Origin of the sequence: Nocardia sp. NPDC058480 (assembly GCF_042720495.1) — a bacterium.
GTDB lineage: Bacteria > Actinomycetota > Actinomycetes > Mycobacteriales > Mycobacteriaceae > Nocardia.
Genome location: NZ_JBHXMN010000004.1, coordinates 67,393 through 85,034 on the forward strand (window position 1 = coordinate 67,393; position 17,642 = coordinate 85,034).

The 17,642-nt window shown below is 66.5% G+C and carries 16 protein-coding genes; 10 read left to right on the top strand and 6 right to left on the bottom strand.

Annotated features, from left to right (window positions below):
• The first annotated feature begins 151 nt into the window (after positions 1–151).
• The 5 genes from ACFWO8_RS11985 to ACFWO8_RS12005 all read left to right on the top strand — a co-directional run bounded on the left by ACFWO8_RS11985 (position 152) and on the right by ACFWO8_RS12005 (position 4,593).
• On the top strand, positions 152–697 hold the full coding sequence (locus ACFWO8_RS11985) for a hypothetical protein (RefSeq protein WP_378948498.1): 546 nt from the start codon (positions 152–154) through the stop codon (positions 695–697).
• A gap of 272 nt (positions 698–969) precedes the next feature.
• Positions 970–1,611, top strand: a complete 642-nt coding sequence (locus ACFWO8_RS11990) for an ABC transporter permease (protein ID WP_378948500.1) — start codon at positions 970–972, stop codon at positions 1,609–1,611.
• Positions 1,611–2,891, top strand: a complete 1,281-nt coding sequence (locus ACFWO8_RS11995) for an ATP-binding cassette domain-containing protein (protein WP_378948503.1) — start codon at positions 1,611–1,613, stop codon at positions 2,889–2,891. The genes ACFWO8_RS11990 and ACFWO8_RS11995 overlap by 1 nt, the downstream gene beginning before the upstream one ends.
• Positions 2,888–3,625, top strand: coding sequence for an ABC transporter permease (locus tag ACFWO8_RS12000; RefSeq protein ID WP_378913543.1), 738 nt, complete (start codon positions 2,888–2,890; stop codon positions 3,623–3,625). The genes ACFWO8_RS11995 and ACFWO8_RS12000 overlap by 4 nt, the downstream gene beginning before the upstream one ends.
• A complete protein-coding gene (locus ACFWO8_RS12005; protein ID WP_378948505.1) occupies positions 3,622–4,593 on the top strand; it encodes a glycine betaine ABC transporter substrate-binding protein in 972 nt (323 codons plus the stop codon). Before ACFWO8_RS12000 ends, ACFWO8_RS12005 begins: the two co-directional genes overlap by 4 nt.
• 35 nt (positions 4,594–4,628) lie before the next feature.
• Here ACFWO8_RS12005 and cydB read toward each other — a convergent pair whose 3' ends face one another.
• The 3 genes from cydB to ACFWO8_RS12020 form a co-directional block, all read right to left on the bottom strand.
• The gene (gene cydB, locus ACFWO8_RS12010; protein WP_378948507.1) at positions 4,629–5,651 is read right to left on the bottom strand and encodes a cytochrome d ubiquinol oxidase subunit II; all 1,023 of its coding nucleotides are present in this window, start codon (positions 5,649–5,651) and stop codon (positions 4,629–4,631) included.
• A gap of 9 nt (positions 5,652–5,660) precedes the next feature.
• Positions 5,661–7,148 (bottom strand): cytochrome ubiquinol oxidase subunit I, encoded by a 1,488-nt coding sequence (locus ACFWO8_RS12015; RefSeq protein WP_378949752.1) that lies wholly within the window; start codon positions 7,146–7,148, stop codon positions 5,661–5,663.
• 95 nt (positions 7,149–7,243) lie between these two features.
• Positions 7,244–7,987 (bottom strand): uracil-DNA glycosylase, encoded by a 744-nt coding sequence (locus ACFWO8_RS12020; RefSeq protein WP_378948510.1) that lies wholly within the window; start codon positions 7,985–7,987, stop codon positions 7,244–7,246.
• 95 nt (positions 7,988–8,082) lie between these two features.
• On the opposite strand from ACFWO8_RS12020, the gene ACFWO8_RS12025 reads away from it, so the two are divergent.
• Positions 8,083–9,582 (top strand): carboxylesterase/lipase family protein, encoded by a 1,500-nt coding sequence (locus ACFWO8_RS12025; protein ID WP_378948513.1) that lies wholly within the window; start codon positions 8,083–8,085, stop codon positions 9,580–9,582.
• The gene (gene car, locus ACFWO8_RS12030; RefSeq protein ID WP_378948516.1) at positions 9,579–13,037 is read left to right on the top strand and encodes a carboxylic acid reductase; all 3,459 of its coding nucleotides are present in this window, start codon (positions 9,579–9,581) and stop codon (positions 13,035–13,037) included. The genes ACFWO8_RS12025 and car overlap by 4 nt, the downstream gene beginning before the upstream one ends.
• A 3-nt stretch (positions 13,038–13,040) precedes the next feature.
• On the opposite strand, the gene ACFWO8_RS12035 is transcribed toward car, so the two are convergent.
• The gene (locus tag ACFWO8_RS12035) at positions 13,041–13,649 is read right to left on the bottom strand and encodes a GDSL-type esterase/lipase family protein (RefSeq protein WP_378948519.1); all 609 of its coding nucleotides are present in this window, start codon (positions 13,647–13,649) and stop codon (positions 13,041–13,043) included.
• Between the two features lie 323 nt (positions 13,650–13,972).
• Positions 13,973–14,536, bottom strand: a complete 564-nt coding sequence (locus ACFWO8_RS12040) for a TetR family transcriptional regulator (RefSeq protein WP_378948522.1) — start codon at positions 14,534–14,536, stop codon at positions 13,973–13,975.
• A 93-nt stretch (positions 14,537–14,629) separates the two neighbouring features.
• Here ACFWO8_RS12040 and ACFWO8_RS12045 point away from each other — a divergent pair, with 93 nt between their 5' ends.
• From ACFWO8_RS12045 to ACFWO8_RS12055, 3 genes are read left to right on the top strand one after another with little or no spacing between them, the layout of a single operon-like run.
• Positions 14,630–15,100, top strand: coding sequence for a DUF4334 domain-containing protein (locus ACFWO8_RS12045; protein ID WP_378948524.1), 471 nt, complete (start codon positions 14,630–14,632; stop codon positions 15,098–15,100).
• On the top strand, positions 15,100–16,188 hold the full coding sequence (locus tag ACFWO8_RS12050) for an NAD(P)-dependent alcohol dehydrogenase (RefSeq protein ID WP_378948527.1): 1,089 nt from the start codon (positions 15,100–15,102) through the stop codon (positions 16,186–16,188). The genes ACFWO8_RS12045 and ACFWO8_RS12050 overlap by 1 nt, the downstream gene beginning before the upstream one ends.
• A gap of 25 nt (positions 16,189–16,213) precedes the next feature.
• On the top strand, positions 16,214–16,843 hold the full coding sequence (locus tag ACFWO8_RS12055; RefSeq protein WP_378948529.1) for a TetR/AcrR family transcriptional regulator: 630 nt from the start codon (positions 16,214–16,216) through the stop codon (positions 16,841–16,843).
• A 26-nt stretch (positions 16,844–16,869) separates the two neighbouring features.
• Here the strand turns inward: ACFWO8_RS12055 and ACFWO8_RS12060 are convergent, their stop codons facing one another.
• Positions 16,870–17,529: a TetR/AcrR family transcriptional regulator gene (locus ACFWO8_RS12060; protein WP_378948532.1), complete on the bottom strand. Its 660-nt coding sequence runs from the start codon at positions 17,527–17,529 to the stop codon at positions 16,870–16,872.
• Positions 17,530–17,642 lie beyond the last annotated feature (113 nt).

Genomic DNA, 17,642 nt, shown 5'->3' on the forward strand with positions numbered 1-17,642 from the left:
GAACAAGAATGCGGCGAAGTGATTGCCGTCGGCGTCGGCGCGGTCGATCGTAGGTATGTGGGAGTAGTCGTCCCACACACCGAACCGCTGGCGATCGCCTCATGACCGGCCGGTTCGGGATCGAGCTTTTCGTATTCGACATCGGAGTCAGATGAACAGCTTGCTCGAAAACCATCGCGGATGGGTTGCCGATATCTTCGCGGATGGGTTGCACGGACGCAGCGACGCTCCCGACCCGCGCGCGACGGTCGCGATCGATGCCCTGCCGCTGTCCTTCGAAGATCAGCACGCGCGCCGACCGGAGGAGGTGATCGGGTGGCGCGCACTGTGTTCTTGCGCAGGCTGGCGCGGGCGAACCTGGCTACGCGCCGACCGATTCGCCGACCACGCCCCCTCCGCGCGGGTACTGCATTGCTCGACCGGCCGACTCGACACGGACCTCGCCCGATTGGTGCTCGGGGAATGGGACTACCACCAGCTCGAGATGCAGGCGCTGATCCCGGTGCGGCTGGCATTCGAGGACACGGCGTCGGCGCAGCAGCGGCTCGTCGAAGCCGTCCGGTTCGTGCGGGCGTCGGGAGCGTCATGGGAAGCGGTCGCCCGGGTGATCAGCGCACCGTCGGCTGAAGCCGCCGAAAAGCGATTCGGTAATTGGTCCTCGCCCGGACACAACGCGGCGGAATTGCGCATACCGTAATTTCGCATCTCGCCTTTTCTTCCGCTCAGCCTGAATTCAATGCTGGTGGCGGCCAGTTCCTGGTGGTTTCGTGTGACCAGATCGTCCGGGTTCGAGCGAAAGGCCTCCGTATGTCCGTCGATGACGCAGCTGTCCCAGGCCATCATCGACCGCCACGACATAACGCGCGTCCCCGGACGAACACCCGGTATCGACTATTCTTCGACGGCACATTCGACCGTTGATCACGCGCGAACAGGTACCCGCTGGCCCAGTCCGACGATCGGAATGCCGTGAATTTGTGGAGCTATGTCCGGGGGCGGGGCGAGGTCTTGACCTTCCTCACCTATCAGCACGCATCGCTGGCGTTTCAGACGGTGCTGGTCGGAACCGTGGTCGCGATCCTGATCGCCGTGGCGGTGTACCGGTTACCGCTGGCGTCGGCGCTGACGGTCACCTCGAGCCGGGTGGCGCTGACGATTCCCTCGCTGGCGCTGCTGGCGTTGCTGCTCGTCCCATTCGGCCTCGGTGTCGTGCCGTCGTTCATCATGCTGGCGTTCTTCGCGGCCCTGCCGGTGATCGGTAACGCGATCGTCGGCCTGCGATCGGTGCCCGCCACGGTCGTCGAATCCGCGCGCGGCATCGGGCTCTCGCGGTGGCGGATCCTGCTGACCGTCGAACTGCCGATCGCCTGGCCGGTGATTCTCACCGGGATAAGGGTCTCGACCCAGATGATCGTCGGTGTCGCCGCGATCGTGGCCTACGTCCTCGGACCCGGCCTCGGCTCGCTGATCTTCAATGGCCTGTCCCGCCTCGGCGGCGCCAATGCCCTCGAAATGGCACTCACCGGAACCATTCTCATCGTTGCCATCGCGTTGGTCTTCGACGCGCTCCTCGTCCTGCTCGGACGCCTCACGATTGCCAAGGGACTGTGATGACCGATGTGACCAGCCAGGCGGCGCCGATGACGCCGCAACGCAATGTGACCGGTGATTCCATCACCTTGGACGGGGTCGTCAAGCGATACAAGGGCCAGGACACCCCCGCCGTCGAGCGCCTCGACCTCGAGATCGACGCAGGGAACATCGTCGCGTTCGTCGGACCGTCGGGGTGCGGAAAGACGACCACGCTCAAGATGATCAACCGGCTGATCGAGCCGACCGAGGGGCGGATCTTCATCGGTGGCCGCGACGTGACCCGGGAGGATCCCGACAAGCTGCGCCAGTCGATCGGCTATGTCATCCAGTCCGGTGGCCTGTTCCCGCACTGGTCGGTCGCCAAGAACATCGGCGCGATCCCGCGGGTGCTCGGCTGGGACAACAAGCGGATCGCCGAGCGCACCGAATATCTGCTCGACCTGGTCGGTCTCGACCCGGCGACGTTCGCCGATCGGCTGCCCAAGGACATGTCCGGTGGCCAGCAGCAGCGCGTCGGCGTCGCCCGCGCGCTCGCGGCCGACCCGCCGGTGCTGCTGATGGACGAACCGTTCGGCGCGGTCGATCCCATCACCCGGGTTCGCCTGCAGGACAGTCTGATCGCGATCCAGCACGAACTCGGCAAGACCATCGTGATCGTCACCCACGACTTCGAGGAAGCCACCAAACTCGGCGACAACGTGCTCATTCTGTCCGAGGGCGGACACGTCGAGCAGTACGCGACACCGGAGGAGATCCTCACCGATCCGGCGACGCCGTTCGTGGAGGAATTCGTCGGATCCGGCGCGAAACTGGCCTATCTCACGGTGTCGCGGGTGCGCGACGTGGCGGTCGACCCGGTGACGACCGCCCGGATCGGGGAATCGTCGCAGGTCGTGATCGGGCGGGCGAAGGCCGCGGGGCACACCTGGGTGGTGGTCGTCGACGAGGCCGGGCGGCCGCGGTCGTGGCCCTCGCTGACGGAAGTGGCGAGCAAGCCGGAGGTCTCGGACTATCTGGATCGCCGTCTGCCCGTGGTGGCAAAGTCCTCGACGCTCAACGACGCGCTCGACGCCATGCTCGCGGCGAGTCAGGGCGCCACCCTGGTCACCGACGGTCGCGGCGCTGTCGTCGGTTCGCTGAACATCGGCTCGGTGACCGATGTGATCCAGACCAAGCTCGCCGAGGGCCATGCCGCCGTCGAGGACCCGTCCTACGAAACCTATGTCGACGGTTCCGATCCCACGCCCACTCCGGTCGTCGCCGCCGCCGACGAACCCGGATCGGCCGGACCGGCATGAACCGGCTGCGCCGGGTCCCGATCGACGTCTGGTTCGAACCGCTCATCATCGTGGTGATCGGCATCGGGTACTTGCTCTGGTATCGGTCGTCGACGTTCACCGCGACCGAACAGGCCTCGCTCGGCTGGGCCAATCTGCAGACCACGATCCTCGAGCACATCCGGCTCACAGTGGTCGCCACGCTGATCGTGGTGGTCGTCGCGATTCCCCTCGGAATCGCGTTGACCAGGCCCGCGTTGCAGCGGTTCGAGCCGATCGCCGTGAACGTCGCCAATATCGGTCAGGCCGCGCCCGCCGTGGGTTTGCTGGTGCTGTTCACCTTCTGGCTCGGCACCGGATTCCGCACGGCGGTCGTAGGTCTCGTCGTCTACGCGATCCTGCCGATCCTGCAGAACACGATCGTCGGGCTGCGGCAGGTGGATCATCGCACCATCGAGGCCGCCCGCGGTATCGGCTTCTCGGCCGCCCGGACCCTGGTTCAGGTCGAATTGCCGCTCGCGGTGCCGGTGATCCTCAACGGCGTACGCACCGCGCTGGTCATCCTGGTCGGCACCGCGACGCTGAGTACCTTCATCGGCGCGACCAGCCTCGGCACGCTGATCACGACCGGTGTCACCCTGTTCCTGCCCAAGCTGCTCATCTCCGGCGCCGTGCTCGTCGGGCTGCTGGCGTTGATCATCGATTGGCTCGGCCGACTCGTCGAACTGGCCGCGACCCCACGAGGTGTCTCATGAGGCGAGTCCCGTTGATTTCCGTGCTGGTCGCGACGATCTCGTTGCTCGCCGGGTGTGGGCTGGTGAGTTCGTCGGGCACCTTCCACGACGCGACGCTGCCCGGTGGTGAGCGTCCTCTCGACGGCGCGGAGCTGACCGTCACCTCGAAGAGCTTCACCGAGGGTGTGCTGCTCGGCAAGATCACCGCGACCTACCTGGCCGCGGCGGGTGCTTCGATCACCGACCTGACCGGCGCGCCGGGGTCGGCCTCGTCGCGGCAGGCCCAGCTCAACGGCGACGCCGACGTGTTGTGGGAATACACCGGCACCGGCTGGGTCAATTACCACAACGAGACCGAGACGATCGTGGACCCGCAGGAGCTCTGGCAGCGTGTCCACGATGTCGAAAAACGTGATTACGACCTGGAATGGCTCGCCCCGGCCAACTTCAACGACACCTACGCGTTCGGTGCGTCGACACCGACCGCGCAGCGACTCGGTGTGAAGACGCTCTCGGACGTGGCCGCACTCCCGGTCGCCGAACGAACCTTCTGCGTCGACGACGAATTCTTCAGCCGCTCAGATGGTTTCATTCCGATGCTGCAGAAATACGGTATTCCCTACAACGATCCCAACGGTGTCCCCGCGGGCAACGTCACGCGCATGGACGCAGGCGTCGTCTACACCGCGACCGCCAAAGGCAGCCCGTGCCATTTCGGCATGGTCTACACCACCGACGGCCGCGTCAAGAACCTCAAACTGCTCGTCCTGGACGACGACAAGAAATTCTTCCTCCCCTACAGCGGCACCGCGGTCGTCCGCGCCGCCGTCCTCGAAGCCCACCCCGCACTGCGCGACCTGCTCGACACGATCTCCGAACGGCTGACCGACGACCTGATGCGAGAACTCAACGGCCGCGTCGACATCGACGGCGAAGATCCCGCCGACGTCGCCTACGACTGGTTGAAAAGCGCGAATCTGATCGACTAGTAGGTCACCCGCGGCGAGTACTGGGGCCGGACAGTCTATTTCGCGAGTGGCAGGCCGGTCGGTGCGGGAATGTGGTCGACGGTGAGCCGTTTGCGGAAGACCCAGTAGGTCCAGCCCTGGTAGATCAGGACCACCGGGGTGGCGAGTACGGCCGCCCAGCTCATCACCTGGAGGGTGTAGTGGCTGGACGAGGCATTGTGGATGTTCAGGTCGAAGGCGGGGCTGATGGTGGAGGGCATCACGTTCGGGTACAGGGAGCCGACCAGCAGGATGGTGGCCGAGGCGATCGTGAGCGTGGTGCCGATGAAGGCCCAGCCGTCGCGGCCCGCGGCGGTGGCGCCACCGGCGACGACCAAGCCGAGTACCGCGGCACCGAGGGCGACCCAGGTCCAGCCGGAGCCGTAGGCGAGCTGGGTCCACAGACCGAAACCGCCGACGATCACCACCGTGGGAACGAACAGGATCCGGACGCATGTGCGGGCATCGTCGCGGACTTCACCACCGGTCTTGAGCGCCAGGAAGATCGCGCCGTGTAGTGCGAACAGGATGGCCGTGGTCGCCGCGCCGAGCAGTGCGTAGGGGCTGAGAAGTTCCCACGCCGAGCCGACGATCTGCCGCTTCTCGTTCAACGGCACGCCGCGCACCAGGTTGGCGAACACCCAGCCCCACGCCAGCGCCGGAATCCAGGAGCCGATGCCGATCCCGATGTCACACCAGGCCCGCCACTTCGGCGAGTTGATCTTGGACCGCCATTCGATCGCACAGATCCGCAGGATCAACGCCACCAGCAACAGCAGCAGTGCCAGATAGAACCCGGAGAACAGGCTCGCGTACCACTCGGGGAACGCCGCGAACATCGCACCACCCGCGGTGATCAGCCAGACCTCGTTGCCGTCCCAGACCGGGCCGATGGTGTTGAGCACCACGCGTCTGCGTACATCGGAACCCTTGCCGAGGATCGGCATCAGCATGCCGACACCGAAGTCGAATCCCTCGAGAATGAAGTAGCCGGTGAACAGCACGCCGACCAGCACGAACCAGAATTGCTGCAGGCTCATCGTCGTCTCCTAGTACGCGAAGGACAGCGGCTCGACGGGTTCGGCACGGTGTCTGCCGCCGCCACCGTCGTCATCGGGACCGGACTTGTCATCGGAAGCCGTCGATTCGGGGCCGGCCACGGTGTAGCGGTGCATCAGATAGAACCAGACCACGGCCAGCGCGCCGTAGAGCAGCGTGAAGACCACCAGGGAGAACACGACGGTGGCGGTCGCGTGCTCCGAGACGCCCTGGGCCACCGTCATCCGAATGGTCTTGTCGCCGGTGGGGTTCGGAACCACCACCCACGGCTGGCGACCCATTTCGGTGAAGACCCAGCCCGCGCTGTTGGCCAGGAACGGAGTCGGGATGGCGATCAGGCTCAGCCAGGAGAACCAGCGTTTGTCGGGCACGCGACCGCCGCGGGTCAGCCAGAAACCGGCCAGCAGCAACAGCACCGAGCCGGCCAGCAGGCCGATCATGGCGCGAAAGCTCCAGTAGGTGACGAAGAGGTTGGGTCGATAGTTGCCCGGCCCGTAGTCCTCCACATAGGACCGTTGCAGATCCTCCACGCCCTGCAGGGTCACCCCGCTGAACTGGCCTTCGGCCAGGAACGGCAGCACGTAGGGGACCTCGAGCACGTGTTCGACGCTGTCGCAATTGTTGTGCGTGCCGACAGTCAGAATCGAGAATTCCGGGTCGGTCTCGGTGTGGCACAGTGATTCCGCCGACGCCATCTTCATCGGCTGCTGCTCGAACATCAGCTTGCCCTGGATATCGCCGGTGATCGCGACCACGACGATCGACGCGGCGACGACCCAGAGGCCGAGCCGGGCCACCGGCCGCCACATCACCTTGGCCTCGTCGAGTTTCGCCGCGTCGCCGCTGCGCGCGTTGCGCACCATGAACCAGCCCGCGATGCCCGCGACGAAGGTGCCCGCGGTCAGGAATGCGCCGGCGACCACGTGGGGAAACGCCGCCACCGTGGTGTTGTTGGTGAGCAGCGTCCAGATGCTGTCCAGCTCCGCGCGGTTGGTCTCGGGGTTGAATTTCGCACCGACCGGGTGCTGCATGAACGAGTTGGCCGCGATAATGAAATAGGCGGACAGGTTGACACCGATCGCGACGATCCAGATCGTCGCGAGGTGAACGAGTTTGGGCAATCGAGTCCAGCCGAAAATCCACAGACCGATGAAGGTGGACTCCAGGAAGAAGGCGATCAACGCTTCCAAAGCCAGTGGGGCGCCGAAGATGTCGCCGACGAATCGGGAGTACTCACTCCAGTTCATCCCGAACTGGAACTCTTGCACGATGCCGGTGGCCACACCGATGGCGAAGTTGATCAGGAACAGTTTTCCGAAGAACTTGGTGAGCCGATACCAGTGTTCTTTTCCAGTGATCACCCACGCCGTCTGCATGATCGCGATGAGCGGTGCCAGGCCGATGGTGAGCGGCACGAAGATGAAGTGGTAGACCGTGGTGATGCCGAATTGCCATCTCGAGACATCCAGTGTGCTCATTGCCAGCGAACTCATCTTCGGATCTCCTGCCATCGCAGTGAACTTTTGCCGAAAGAATTCGTCTGGATTTTAGGTGACGAAGTCGCGAATTCCGGTCAGGACTCGGCGATCGTCTTCGCGCGCAGCAGGATGTCTTCGATCATCGCGGGGTTCACCCGGCCGGTGGCGGTATTGCGCTGGCTCACGTGGTAACTCCCGAGCACGGTGACCGATCGGCCGTCGGGATGGGTGATCACGACTTGGGCGCCGTGGGTGAATCGGGGACGTGGGCGTGGCACCTGCCAGCCGCCTGCCAGCAGGACGGCGAACAGCGCCTGCCAGCCGAAGGCGCCGAGGACGACGATCACCCGAAGCGTCGGGCTGAGTAGTTCCAATTCCCGGCTGAGGAAAGGCGAGCAGCGTCGCCGCTCCTCGGGTGTCGGCTTGTTCTGCGGCGGGGCGCAGTGCACGGGTGCGGTGAGCCGGGTGCCAACCAGTTCGATGCCGTCGTCACGGCTGACCGGATGCGCGCCGGTCGCCAGCCCGACCGCGTGCAATGCGCCGAACAACACGTTGCCGCTCGGGTCGCCGGTGAACATCCGGCCGGTCCGGTTGCCGCCATGGGCGGCGGGGGCGAGGCCGACCACGAGAATTCGGGCGTCGGCGGGCCCGAAGCCGGGTACCGGCCGACCCCAATACGCTTCGTCGCGGAACGCGGCCCGTTTGACGACGGCGACGTCTTCGCGCCAGGCGACGAGTCGGGGGCAGGCGCGGCAGGTACATACCAAGCGATCCACTGCGGCGATATCGGGGGAGTCCTGCGCCGCCTGCGGGGCTGTTTCCGGATCCTCGCCGGTCATCGCCACAGTCTAGTCTGCGGCATGGATGCGACTTCGAGACAGTTCGCCAATCGAACCAGCTGCGCGGTACCGTCGGTACCACGTACATTCGAGGGATGTTGTCCACCGAGATCGTGAGCGCCGACGGAGTCGTGCGCGGTCGCGCGGGTCGTCGAATCGCCCGTTGGCGTGCCCTGCCCTACGCGGCCCCACCCATCGGAGCGCTGCGGTTGCGTGCTCCCCAGCCCGTTCGACCGTGGACGGGGGTGCGGTCGGCGACCGAGTTCGGCTTCGCCGCCGTGCAGAACCCGAACGGTGCCCGCGTCGGCCCACGAACCTGGCAACCCACCGGGGAAGACTGTCTGACGCTCAATGTCACCGCACCGGTGACGCCCTCGGCGACACCGCGCCCGGTGATGGTGTTCTTCCACGGTGGTGGCTATCTCATCGGCACATCGAGTATGTATTCCGGCGCGCGGTTGGCCGCGCGGGGTGACGTGATTGTGGTGTCGGTGAACTACCGCCTCGGCGCGCTCGGGTACGTCGACTTCAGTGAATTCTCCACCCCGGAAAGACCTTTCGAGTCGAACCTCGGCCTTCGCGATCAGGTCGCGGCGCTCGAATGGGTGCGCCGCAATATCGCCGCGTTCGGCGGTGACCCGGACAACGTCACGATCTTCGGTGAATCGGCCGGTGCGCACGCGGTGGTCAGCCTGCTGGCCACCCCCGCCGCGCGCGGCCTGTTCCATCGGGCGATCGCGCAGAGCGCCCCCGCTGACTGGACCTCGACACCGGAGCAGGCGCGCCGCTTCGCCCGCCGCTGCCTTGACCGGCTCGGCGCCACCCCGGCCGACGCCGCGACCGTTCTGAGCACCGTGTCCGCGAAGGAGCTGTGCCGGGCGGGCGACCGTGGGCTCGGCCGGTCGCTGCACGAGGAGCCCGGCAGCTTTCCCTACGCCCCTGTCGCCGACGGCGACTTCCTGCCGGAAACACCCTTGGACGCGATGGCGGCGGGCCGCGCGCATCCGGTGCCGCTGATCATCGGCACCAACCGCGACGAGGCGACGCTGTTCCAGCGCTTCGCCAAGTCGGTGCCGCACACCCCCGAACAGCTCAGGACCATCTTCGAACGCTACGAACCGGGCACCGAACAGCGGGTGACCAGCCGCTACCCCGGCTACCCGGCCGCGCGGACCGCAGTGCGCATCGGCGGCGACCACCTGTTCCTGCGCCCGACACTGGCCGTCCTCGAAGGCCACAGCCGATACGCCCCCACCTACGCGTACCGGTACGACTACGCCCCGCGCGCACTGCACCTGGCCGGCTTCGGTGCCACCCACGCACTCGACCTCGTCCCCGTCTTCGGGTGGGTCGACGGACCGGTCGGCCGCGCGATGACAGCAGCCGGCGGCAGGCGGGCGTTCCTCGCGGTCCAGGACTACATCCAGGACAACTGGCTCAGCTTCGCCCGCACCGGCCGACCGCTGCCGCCGTGGACGCCCTACACCGCCGAACGCCGGACCACTTGCATCATCGACAATCCACCGCGCGTACTGGTCGACCCCGAGTCCGCGCAACGTGAAGCGTGGCAAGGTATCCGGAAGTGTGAAGCATGACGGTAGAGCTCGCAGCGGGCTTGCTGGCTGACCGGATCAAGGCGCTCTACACCGAAGACGAGCAGGTCCGTGCCGCGCGGCCCGCCGAGGACGTTCACGCCGTCGTGACGACTCCCGGACTTCCGACGGCACGCATCATCGAAACCGTCATGACCGCCTATGCCGACCGTCCGGCGCTCGGCACCCGGCGCACCGAGCTGGTCGAGACGGGCGGTCGGTCGACACGGAAGCTGTTGCCGGAGTTCGAGTTACTGACCTACGGGCAGGTGTGGGAGCGCACTCGCGCGCTCGCCGCGGCCTGGCATCGTGAGGCCGTCGTCGCGGGGGATTTCGTCGCGGTGCTCGGGTTCACCAGCGCCGACTACACCGTGCTCGATCTCGCGACGATCCACCTCGGCGGGGTCGCGGTGCCGTTGCAGGCGGGCGCGGGTCTCGAACAGTTGCGATCGATTCTCGACGAGACCGAGCCGACGGTGTTCGCGGTCGATACCGCGCACCTCGACATCGCCGTCGACGCGGTGCTGGCCGGCGCCACGCCACGTTCGCTGATCGTGTTCGACCATCACGCCGACGACGACGATCACCGGGATGCCCTCGACGCGGCCCGCGCCCGTCTGCGGGCCGGGGGATCGGCACTCGTGCTCAGCACTCTCGACGACACCATCGAACAGGGCCGACTCGCCGACTCGGCGCCACTGCACGTGCCCGCCGACGGCGAGGATCCCCTCGCCCTGCTGATCTACACCTCGGGCAGCACCGGCACACCGAAAGGCGCGATGTACACCCAGCGCCTGGTCGCGGTGGGCTGGCAGCCCGCACGGCCGGTGACCGCGATCAATGTCAATTTCCTGCCGATGAGCCATATCGCCGCGCGGCTCACTCTCAACAGCGTGCTCGCCCGTGGCGGCACGGCGTATTTCACGGCGTCGCCGGACCTGTCTACCTTGTTCACCGACATCACGCTGGTGCGGCCCACCGAGGTCTTCCTGGTGCCGAGAGTGTGCGACATGATCCTGCAGCGCTTCCGCCGTGCGGTCGCCGAGCGCGGCGACGCCGCGAGCGACGCGGTGAAAACCGAACTGCGCGAACAGTTCCTCGGTGGCAGGCTGATGTCGGCGATGTGCGGCAGCGCGCCGATCGCACCCGAGTTGCGTGCCTTCGTCGAATCGGTGCTGCAGCTGTGCCTGCACGACGGTTACGGCTCCACCGAGACCGGCGGCGGGGTGATCTTCGATACGAAGGTGATGCGCCCGCCGGTGCTGGATTACAAACTCGTCGACGTGCCCGAGCTCGGCTACTTCGGCACCGACAAGCCCTATCCGCGCGGTGAGTTGCTGCTCAAGACCACCACCATGATCGCGGGGTACTACCGTCGCCCCGAGGTGACGGCCGAGGTCTTCGATGCCGACGGGTTCTGCCGCACCGGTGACGTGGTGGCCGAGCTGGCGCCCGACCGGTTGGCCTATGTCGACCGCCGCAACAATGTCCTCAAACTCTCCCAGGGCGAGTTCGTGACGGTGTCGCGGCTGGAAGCGGTATTCGCCGGCGCGGATCTGGTGCGCCAGATCTACGTGTACGGCAGCAGCGAACGGTCCTATCTGCTGGCGGTCGTGGTGCCTACCGAGGCTGCGCTCGCGGGGCCTGCCGCGCAGTTGCGCGCCGCGATGACTTCGTCACTGCACCGCGCCGCCGTCGCGGCCGAGCTCGAGCCGTACGAGATTCCGCGTGACTTCATTGTCGAGGCCGAACCGTTCTCGGTGGCCGACGGGATGCTGTCCGGAGTAGGGAAACTGTTGCGGCCCAAGCTGAAACAACGCTACGGGGAGCGTCTCGAGCAGCTCTACGCCGACCTCGCGCGGGGTCAGGAAGACGAACTGCAGCGGTTGCGTCGCGATGCGCCCGGACTGCCGGTGTACGACACCGTCGCCCGTGCCGCTCGCGCGGTGCTCGGTGGGGATCTGGCGGATCTGCGTCCGGACGCACGGTTCGGTGATCTCGGCGGTGATTCGCTGGCGGCACTGTCGTATTCGACCCTGCTGCGGGAACTGCTCGCGGTGGACGTGCCGGTGAATGTGCTGCTCGGACCGGACAGCGACTTGGCCCACATCGCCGACTACGTACGCCGTGAACGCGAACCCGGCACGCACAGAACTGATTCCGATGCGGTGCACGGCCTTGGCGCTACCGAGATTCGCGCCGCGGATCTGACACTCGAGAAGTTCTTGGATGTCACAGCCACGGCGGCCGTGCCTGCCACCGCGCCGGCGAAGACGGTATTGATCACCGGCGCGAACGGTTATCTCGGACGTTTCCTACTCCTGACCTGGCTGGAACGGCTCGCCCCGCAGGGCGGCAAGGTGATCTGTGTGGTCCGGGGCGGTAACGCGGTCGCCGCCCGCGAGCGCCTCGACGCGGCGTTCGACACCGGCGACAGCGTGCTCGCCACCCACTTCCAGGCTCTCGCGAAGGACACCCTGGAAGTACTGCCCGGTGATATCGGTGAACCGAACCTCGGTCTGCCACAGCCGACATGGGACCGGTTGGCCGCCGAGGTGGAGCTGATCGTGCACTCCGCGGCACTGGTGAACCATGTGCTTCCGTATACGCAATTGTTCGGCCCGAATGTGGTCGGCACGGCCGAGATCATCCGGCTGGCGCTGACCACCACGCGCAAGCCGGTGAGCTATCTGTCGACGGTGGCCGTCGCGGCACAGGGGGAGTCCTTCACCGAAGACGGTGATGTGCGAACCATGAGTCCGGTCCGTCGGCTGGATGGCTCCTATGCCAACGGCTACGGCAACAGCAAATGGGCGGGCGAAGTGCTGTTACGTGAGGCGGCCGAGCGGTTCGGACTGCCCGTCGCGGTATTCCGCTCGGACATGATCCTGGCGCACAGTCACTTCCGCGGTCAGCTCAATGTGCCCGATGTCTTCACCCGGCTCGTGCTGAGTGTGCTCGTCACCGGGGTCGCGCCGAAGTCGTTCTACCGCACCGATTCTCACGGGGGACGACAGCGCGCCCACTACGACGGACTGCCTGCCGACTTCGTCGCCACGGCGATCACCGAACTCGGCGCCGCCGCGACGAGCGGTTACCGCACCTACGACGTCCTCAACCCGCACGACGACGGCATCTCGCTCGATGTCTTCGTCGACTGGTTGATCGAAGCAGGCCACCACATCGATCGCATCGACAACTACGACGCATGGTTCGCCCGCTTCGAAACCGCGCTGCGCGCCCTCCCCGAACCCCAGCGCAAACACACCCTGCTCCCGCTACTCGACGCCTACCGTAAGCCGGGTCGTCCACTGCCCGGCTCTGCCCTGCCCGCTGACGGATTCCGCGCCGCCGTCCGCGCCGCACAGATCGGCCCCGACAACGACATCCCGCACCTGCCGACAGATCTCATCGCCAAATATGTCCGCGACCTGACCCATCTCGGCCTCCTGGAGTAGCTCTCACCGGCTGGGTCGCGCGATCCAGGAGTGCCACCGACTGTCGAGGATCAGGTCGGCCAAGCTCTGGTAGCCGCCACTACCAGGGTGCGCGCCGTCGCCCGCCGTAGCTTCGCGAATCCAGAGGGGATCTTCGGCCAATTGCCGTGTGGTGGCGACGAATGGCACATCCCGCGAGTCGCACAGGTCTGCCATGTCGTCGGCGAGTTCCGCTGTGCGTCGCAGATGGTCCGCACCACCGTCGATGACGGGTGGCGGGCCGATGACCAGCGGCTGGATCGCGCGCTCTCGGCTTTCGGTCAGGATGGTCGCGAGGTTGTCGAGGCACTGGGCCTTACCCACCCGGACGCTGCCGTCCTCCACGATCGCGTCATTGCTGCCGAAGGAGATCACCAGGCGATTGTCGGTGTCGGGCAGGATGCGCGGCTCGACCTCGCGCCAGCAGCGGCGCAGGACGTCGGCTGAGGTGTTGCGCCGGATGCCGAGATTGAACGCGGTGATGCCGGGGCCGCTCGCGGCGAGTACACGCCCGACCCAGCCGCGGTACTCCGGGTCACCGATGCCCTGGACGAAGGAGTCACCGATGAAGCAGATACGCAGATCCTCGTTCATTCCGGCAACTGTACGAGGCGGGGGAGTGGGGTCGCGGCTCGGTCTGACCGACGGCGGGGAGCGGACGAACGAAGGGGCAGTTGGGGTTTGAATCGTGCAGGTGGAGCCATGGGTGGCAGCGCGTCAGCGATCTTCAGCTGATGCACGCCTAATTAATCGCGATACTGAGATATATGCATCTATTTATGTGTTCCCATCAAACCTCATCGCCACCTCGGCAAACAGGCAATATCCAAAAGACACAAGGAGGCTAGGGCACTCACTGAGAGCGCTTGTCGCGGTGGGGGATCGTGGGCGAGTTGTGGACAGTGAGGGGCCGACTGCTACGGAGGGGCCACCATGCGCGCGACGGCCGACACCGTCGCCGCGCGCTGCTCCGCCACGCGATCACGGCCGGCGGCGACGTGGCGGAGCAGTGCATGGGTGGCCGCCGTGCGGGCCAGGTCGGTGAGCATGCGGAGCAGGATCGGGGCCGGGATATCGGTGGTGATGAGCCCCTCGTCCTGGCCGCGGCGGAGTTCGATGATCTTCATGTCGATGGTGCGGCGCAGAACCTGGGGAATATCGCCGGACGGTTCGAGTTCGGACCAGGCTTGTAGGCGGGCGTTGTCGGGGTGGGCGATGAAGTGGTCGAACAGGCGGCCGACATAGGCGGGAAGGTCGTCGGCCGACATCGCGGCTTCGATGCTGGTCTCGCTGGTCCAGCGTTCGGTGACGGCCGCGTAGAGCTCGTTCTTGCCGGGAAAGTAGGCGTAGAGCCGATCCTTGCTGGCGTGTGCGGCGGCCGCGATGCGGTTGATCCGGGCACCGGCGATACCGAATTCGGCGAACTCCGCTTTCGCCGCGGTGAGTATTCGCTCCCGTGTCGCCTGACCTGCCGCCCGCATGCGGCGCATCGTACCTCTTGCCGAACCATCTGGTTCGGAACTATGGTCCCATGTGGAACCGGACGGTTCTGAACTTTGTGAGACGAGGGCTTGATGAGCGCGGACAAACCACGGTGGCAGCAGCTCAGGGAGCAGGCCGACGGTGTCGCGACCGCCGATCTGGACCAGCTGTGGACCCGGCTGCGCCCGGCCCGCGCCGAGGAGATCCTCGGCGAATGGCGCGGCGACGCTTTCCAGACCGGTCACCCGCTGTGCCGCGCGCTGCCTGCCAGCCGGTGGTACGGAAAGACCTTCCTCGCCCTCGACGACGCGAAGCCGCTGATCTGCCGAGCCGAAGACGGCACGCTGTTCTCGAATGTCGAACTGGGACAGGGTGAAGCGACCCTGTGGAATATCGAGTTCCGCGGTGAGGTCACCGCGACCATGGTCTACGACGGCCGCGCGGTGTTCGATCACTTCAAGTGGCTCGACGACACCACCCTGATGGGCATCATGAACGGACGCCCCGAACTGGTTCTCGCCCGCGGCGAGTACTTCTATTTCCTCTTGGAACGGGTCTCCTGATGCGCACCTCGGCGGTGCTGTCGCGCGATCCGGCCGCGGAGTTCTCGATCGAGCCGATCGAGGTCGACGAGCCGCGCGCCGGGGAGATCCTGGTGCGGATCGTCGCCGCGGGGATCTGCCACACCGATCTGGTAACCCGGCGCGCGGGTGCCGCGGATCGTCCGATCCTGCTCGGACACGAGGGCGCCGGCGTCGTCGCGGCGGTCGGGTCCGACGTGCGTACGGTCCGGCCCGGCGATCATGTCGTGCTGACCTTCCGGCACTGCGGTGCCTGCCGCAACTGTTCGGCTGGGCGCCCTGCCTACTGCGTCCGCGCGACCGCCCTCAATCAGTTCGGCCGACGCGCGCACGACACGCCCCGGGTCCTGGTCGACGGTTCCCCGATACTGGACGGATTCTTCGGCCAGTCGAGCTTCGCCGGTTACGCGCTGACCACCGAGGACAACACGATCGTGATCGACCCGGCGATCGACCTGGCGGTGGCGGCGCCGTTCGGCTGCGGATTCCAGACCGGCGCTGGCGCTGTGCTCACTGTGTTGCGGCCGGAGTCGGGGGCGTGGGTCACCGTGTACGGTGCGGGCGCGGTCGGGATGGCGGGTCTGCTCGCTGCCCGGACGATTCCCGGCGTCCGCGTGGTCGTCGTCGAAACATCGGCTGCGCGGCGGGAACTGGCTGTGTCGCTGGGCGCTGACGCCGCGCTTGACCCCGCCGACGGGCCCACCGCACCGCGTATCCGCGAACTCACCGATGGTGGCGCGACCCACGCGCTCGACACGACCGGCATCGCCGCCGTCCTCGCCGATGCCGTCGCCGCGCTCGCTGTCGGTGCCACAGTGGTAGCCGTCGGTCTCGGCCGTGGCACGCCGCCGATCGATATCAGCGATCTCGTGCTGCACGGCAAGGCGATTCGCGGCTGCCTCGAAGGCGACAGTGTGCCTGCCACCTTCATTCCCCACCTGCTCGATCTGTACGCGGCCGGTCGTTTTCCGGTCGAGCGACTGATCGCCCGGTACCCGCACACCGAGGTCGGCACCGCGCTGGCCGACCAGCGCGCGGGTGCTGTCATCAAGCCGGTGCTCACATGGTGAGCACCCTCGAATCCCCGGACGTCCCATGACACTTCTCTACAACGACATCCCGACCATCGAGAGCGCCGAGACGGCTGCCCGCACCCAGCGGCGACTCGCGGTGCTCAGCGCCGCGCGTGCGGTCTTCGTCGCCCATGGTTACCACGGGGCGAGCATGGACGACATCGGTGTCAGGGCCGGGATGAGCAAGCCGGTGCTGTACACGCACTACGCGAGCAAGCTCGATCTCTATCTCGCTGTGCTGCAGGGCTATCTGGACCGGATGGTCGACGGTATCCGGGACGCGCTGGCCGACGCGCACGGCCAAGAGGACAAGGTGCGCCGCGCGGTGCTGGCCTATTTCGATTTCGTCGACGAGGACGCAGGCGGGCACACCCTGGTCTTCGAGTCGCCGGTGCCGAGCGAACCGTGTGTGCGGTGGCGGGTGCGCAATGCGATGGGCGAATGCGCGGTGTTGGTCAGCGCCGAGCTGCGTGCCGCGGGTATGGATGACGTCCGTGCTTACGGGTGTGCGTTCGGGGTGGTCGGCGCCAGCCACCTCGCGGCCCGTCAGTGGCTCGACGCGGGTTGTCCGATTCCGAAGGGCGAGGCTGTCGACACGGTTGTCGCGCTGTGCTGGAACGGATTGTCCGGAGTGGAGACCACGGGCGACTAGGGCGACCCCGTCGGCGAGGAATGTGTTCAGTGCGGCGCGACGGGCAGTGGACTTCCGTCGAGCAGTTCATCGCTGGGTAGCTGTCCGATGAGCACGGCGAGGGCACGCTTCCAGCGGCGCAGCACGGCCTCGCGTTCGCCGAGTGTGCCGGTGAGCATGGCGGTCATCGAGAGCCCGGTGAGCAGGTCGATGGTGAACTCGATCAGGACCTCGGCGCGCGGATCCGAGGCATACGGTTCGCCGAGTACTTCCAGGTAGAGCCTGCGCATTTCGGTGAACACGCGACGTTCCTCGGTGACGAGCTGGTCGCGGAGTTCGGCGTCGGTGCGCGCGGCGACCCACAGGTCGAGTGCGGTGAAGAAGGCGGGACTGTTCAGGTCGCGCCAGGCCAGGTCGACGACGGATTGCAGTCGGTCGCGGCCGGGCCGGAGGAGTTCGGCTTCGCGCCGGAACTTCTCGAGGCGGGTGTCGACCACCTGGGTGGTGGCGGCGATGAGGAGTTCGGCTCTGGTGGGGAAGTGGTGCTGCACGGTGCCGCGGGCGAGGCCGGCGCGTTCCTGGACCGCGCTGACGGTGGTCGCCGCGTAGCCGCGTTCGAGCAGGCATTCGGCGGTGCAGGCCAGGATCCTGGCGCGGGTGGATGCCCGACGTTGCGCCTGGGTGCGGCGTAGTGGTTGCACGGTCACCTAAGAAATCGTACGTGCTGCCGACAAGATTCGATAGATTGGTCGAAAAGTGTCGGCCGTCACCTCTTGACGACGGCGTATCGAGCTGATGCAATCAAGAAACCGTACGTAGT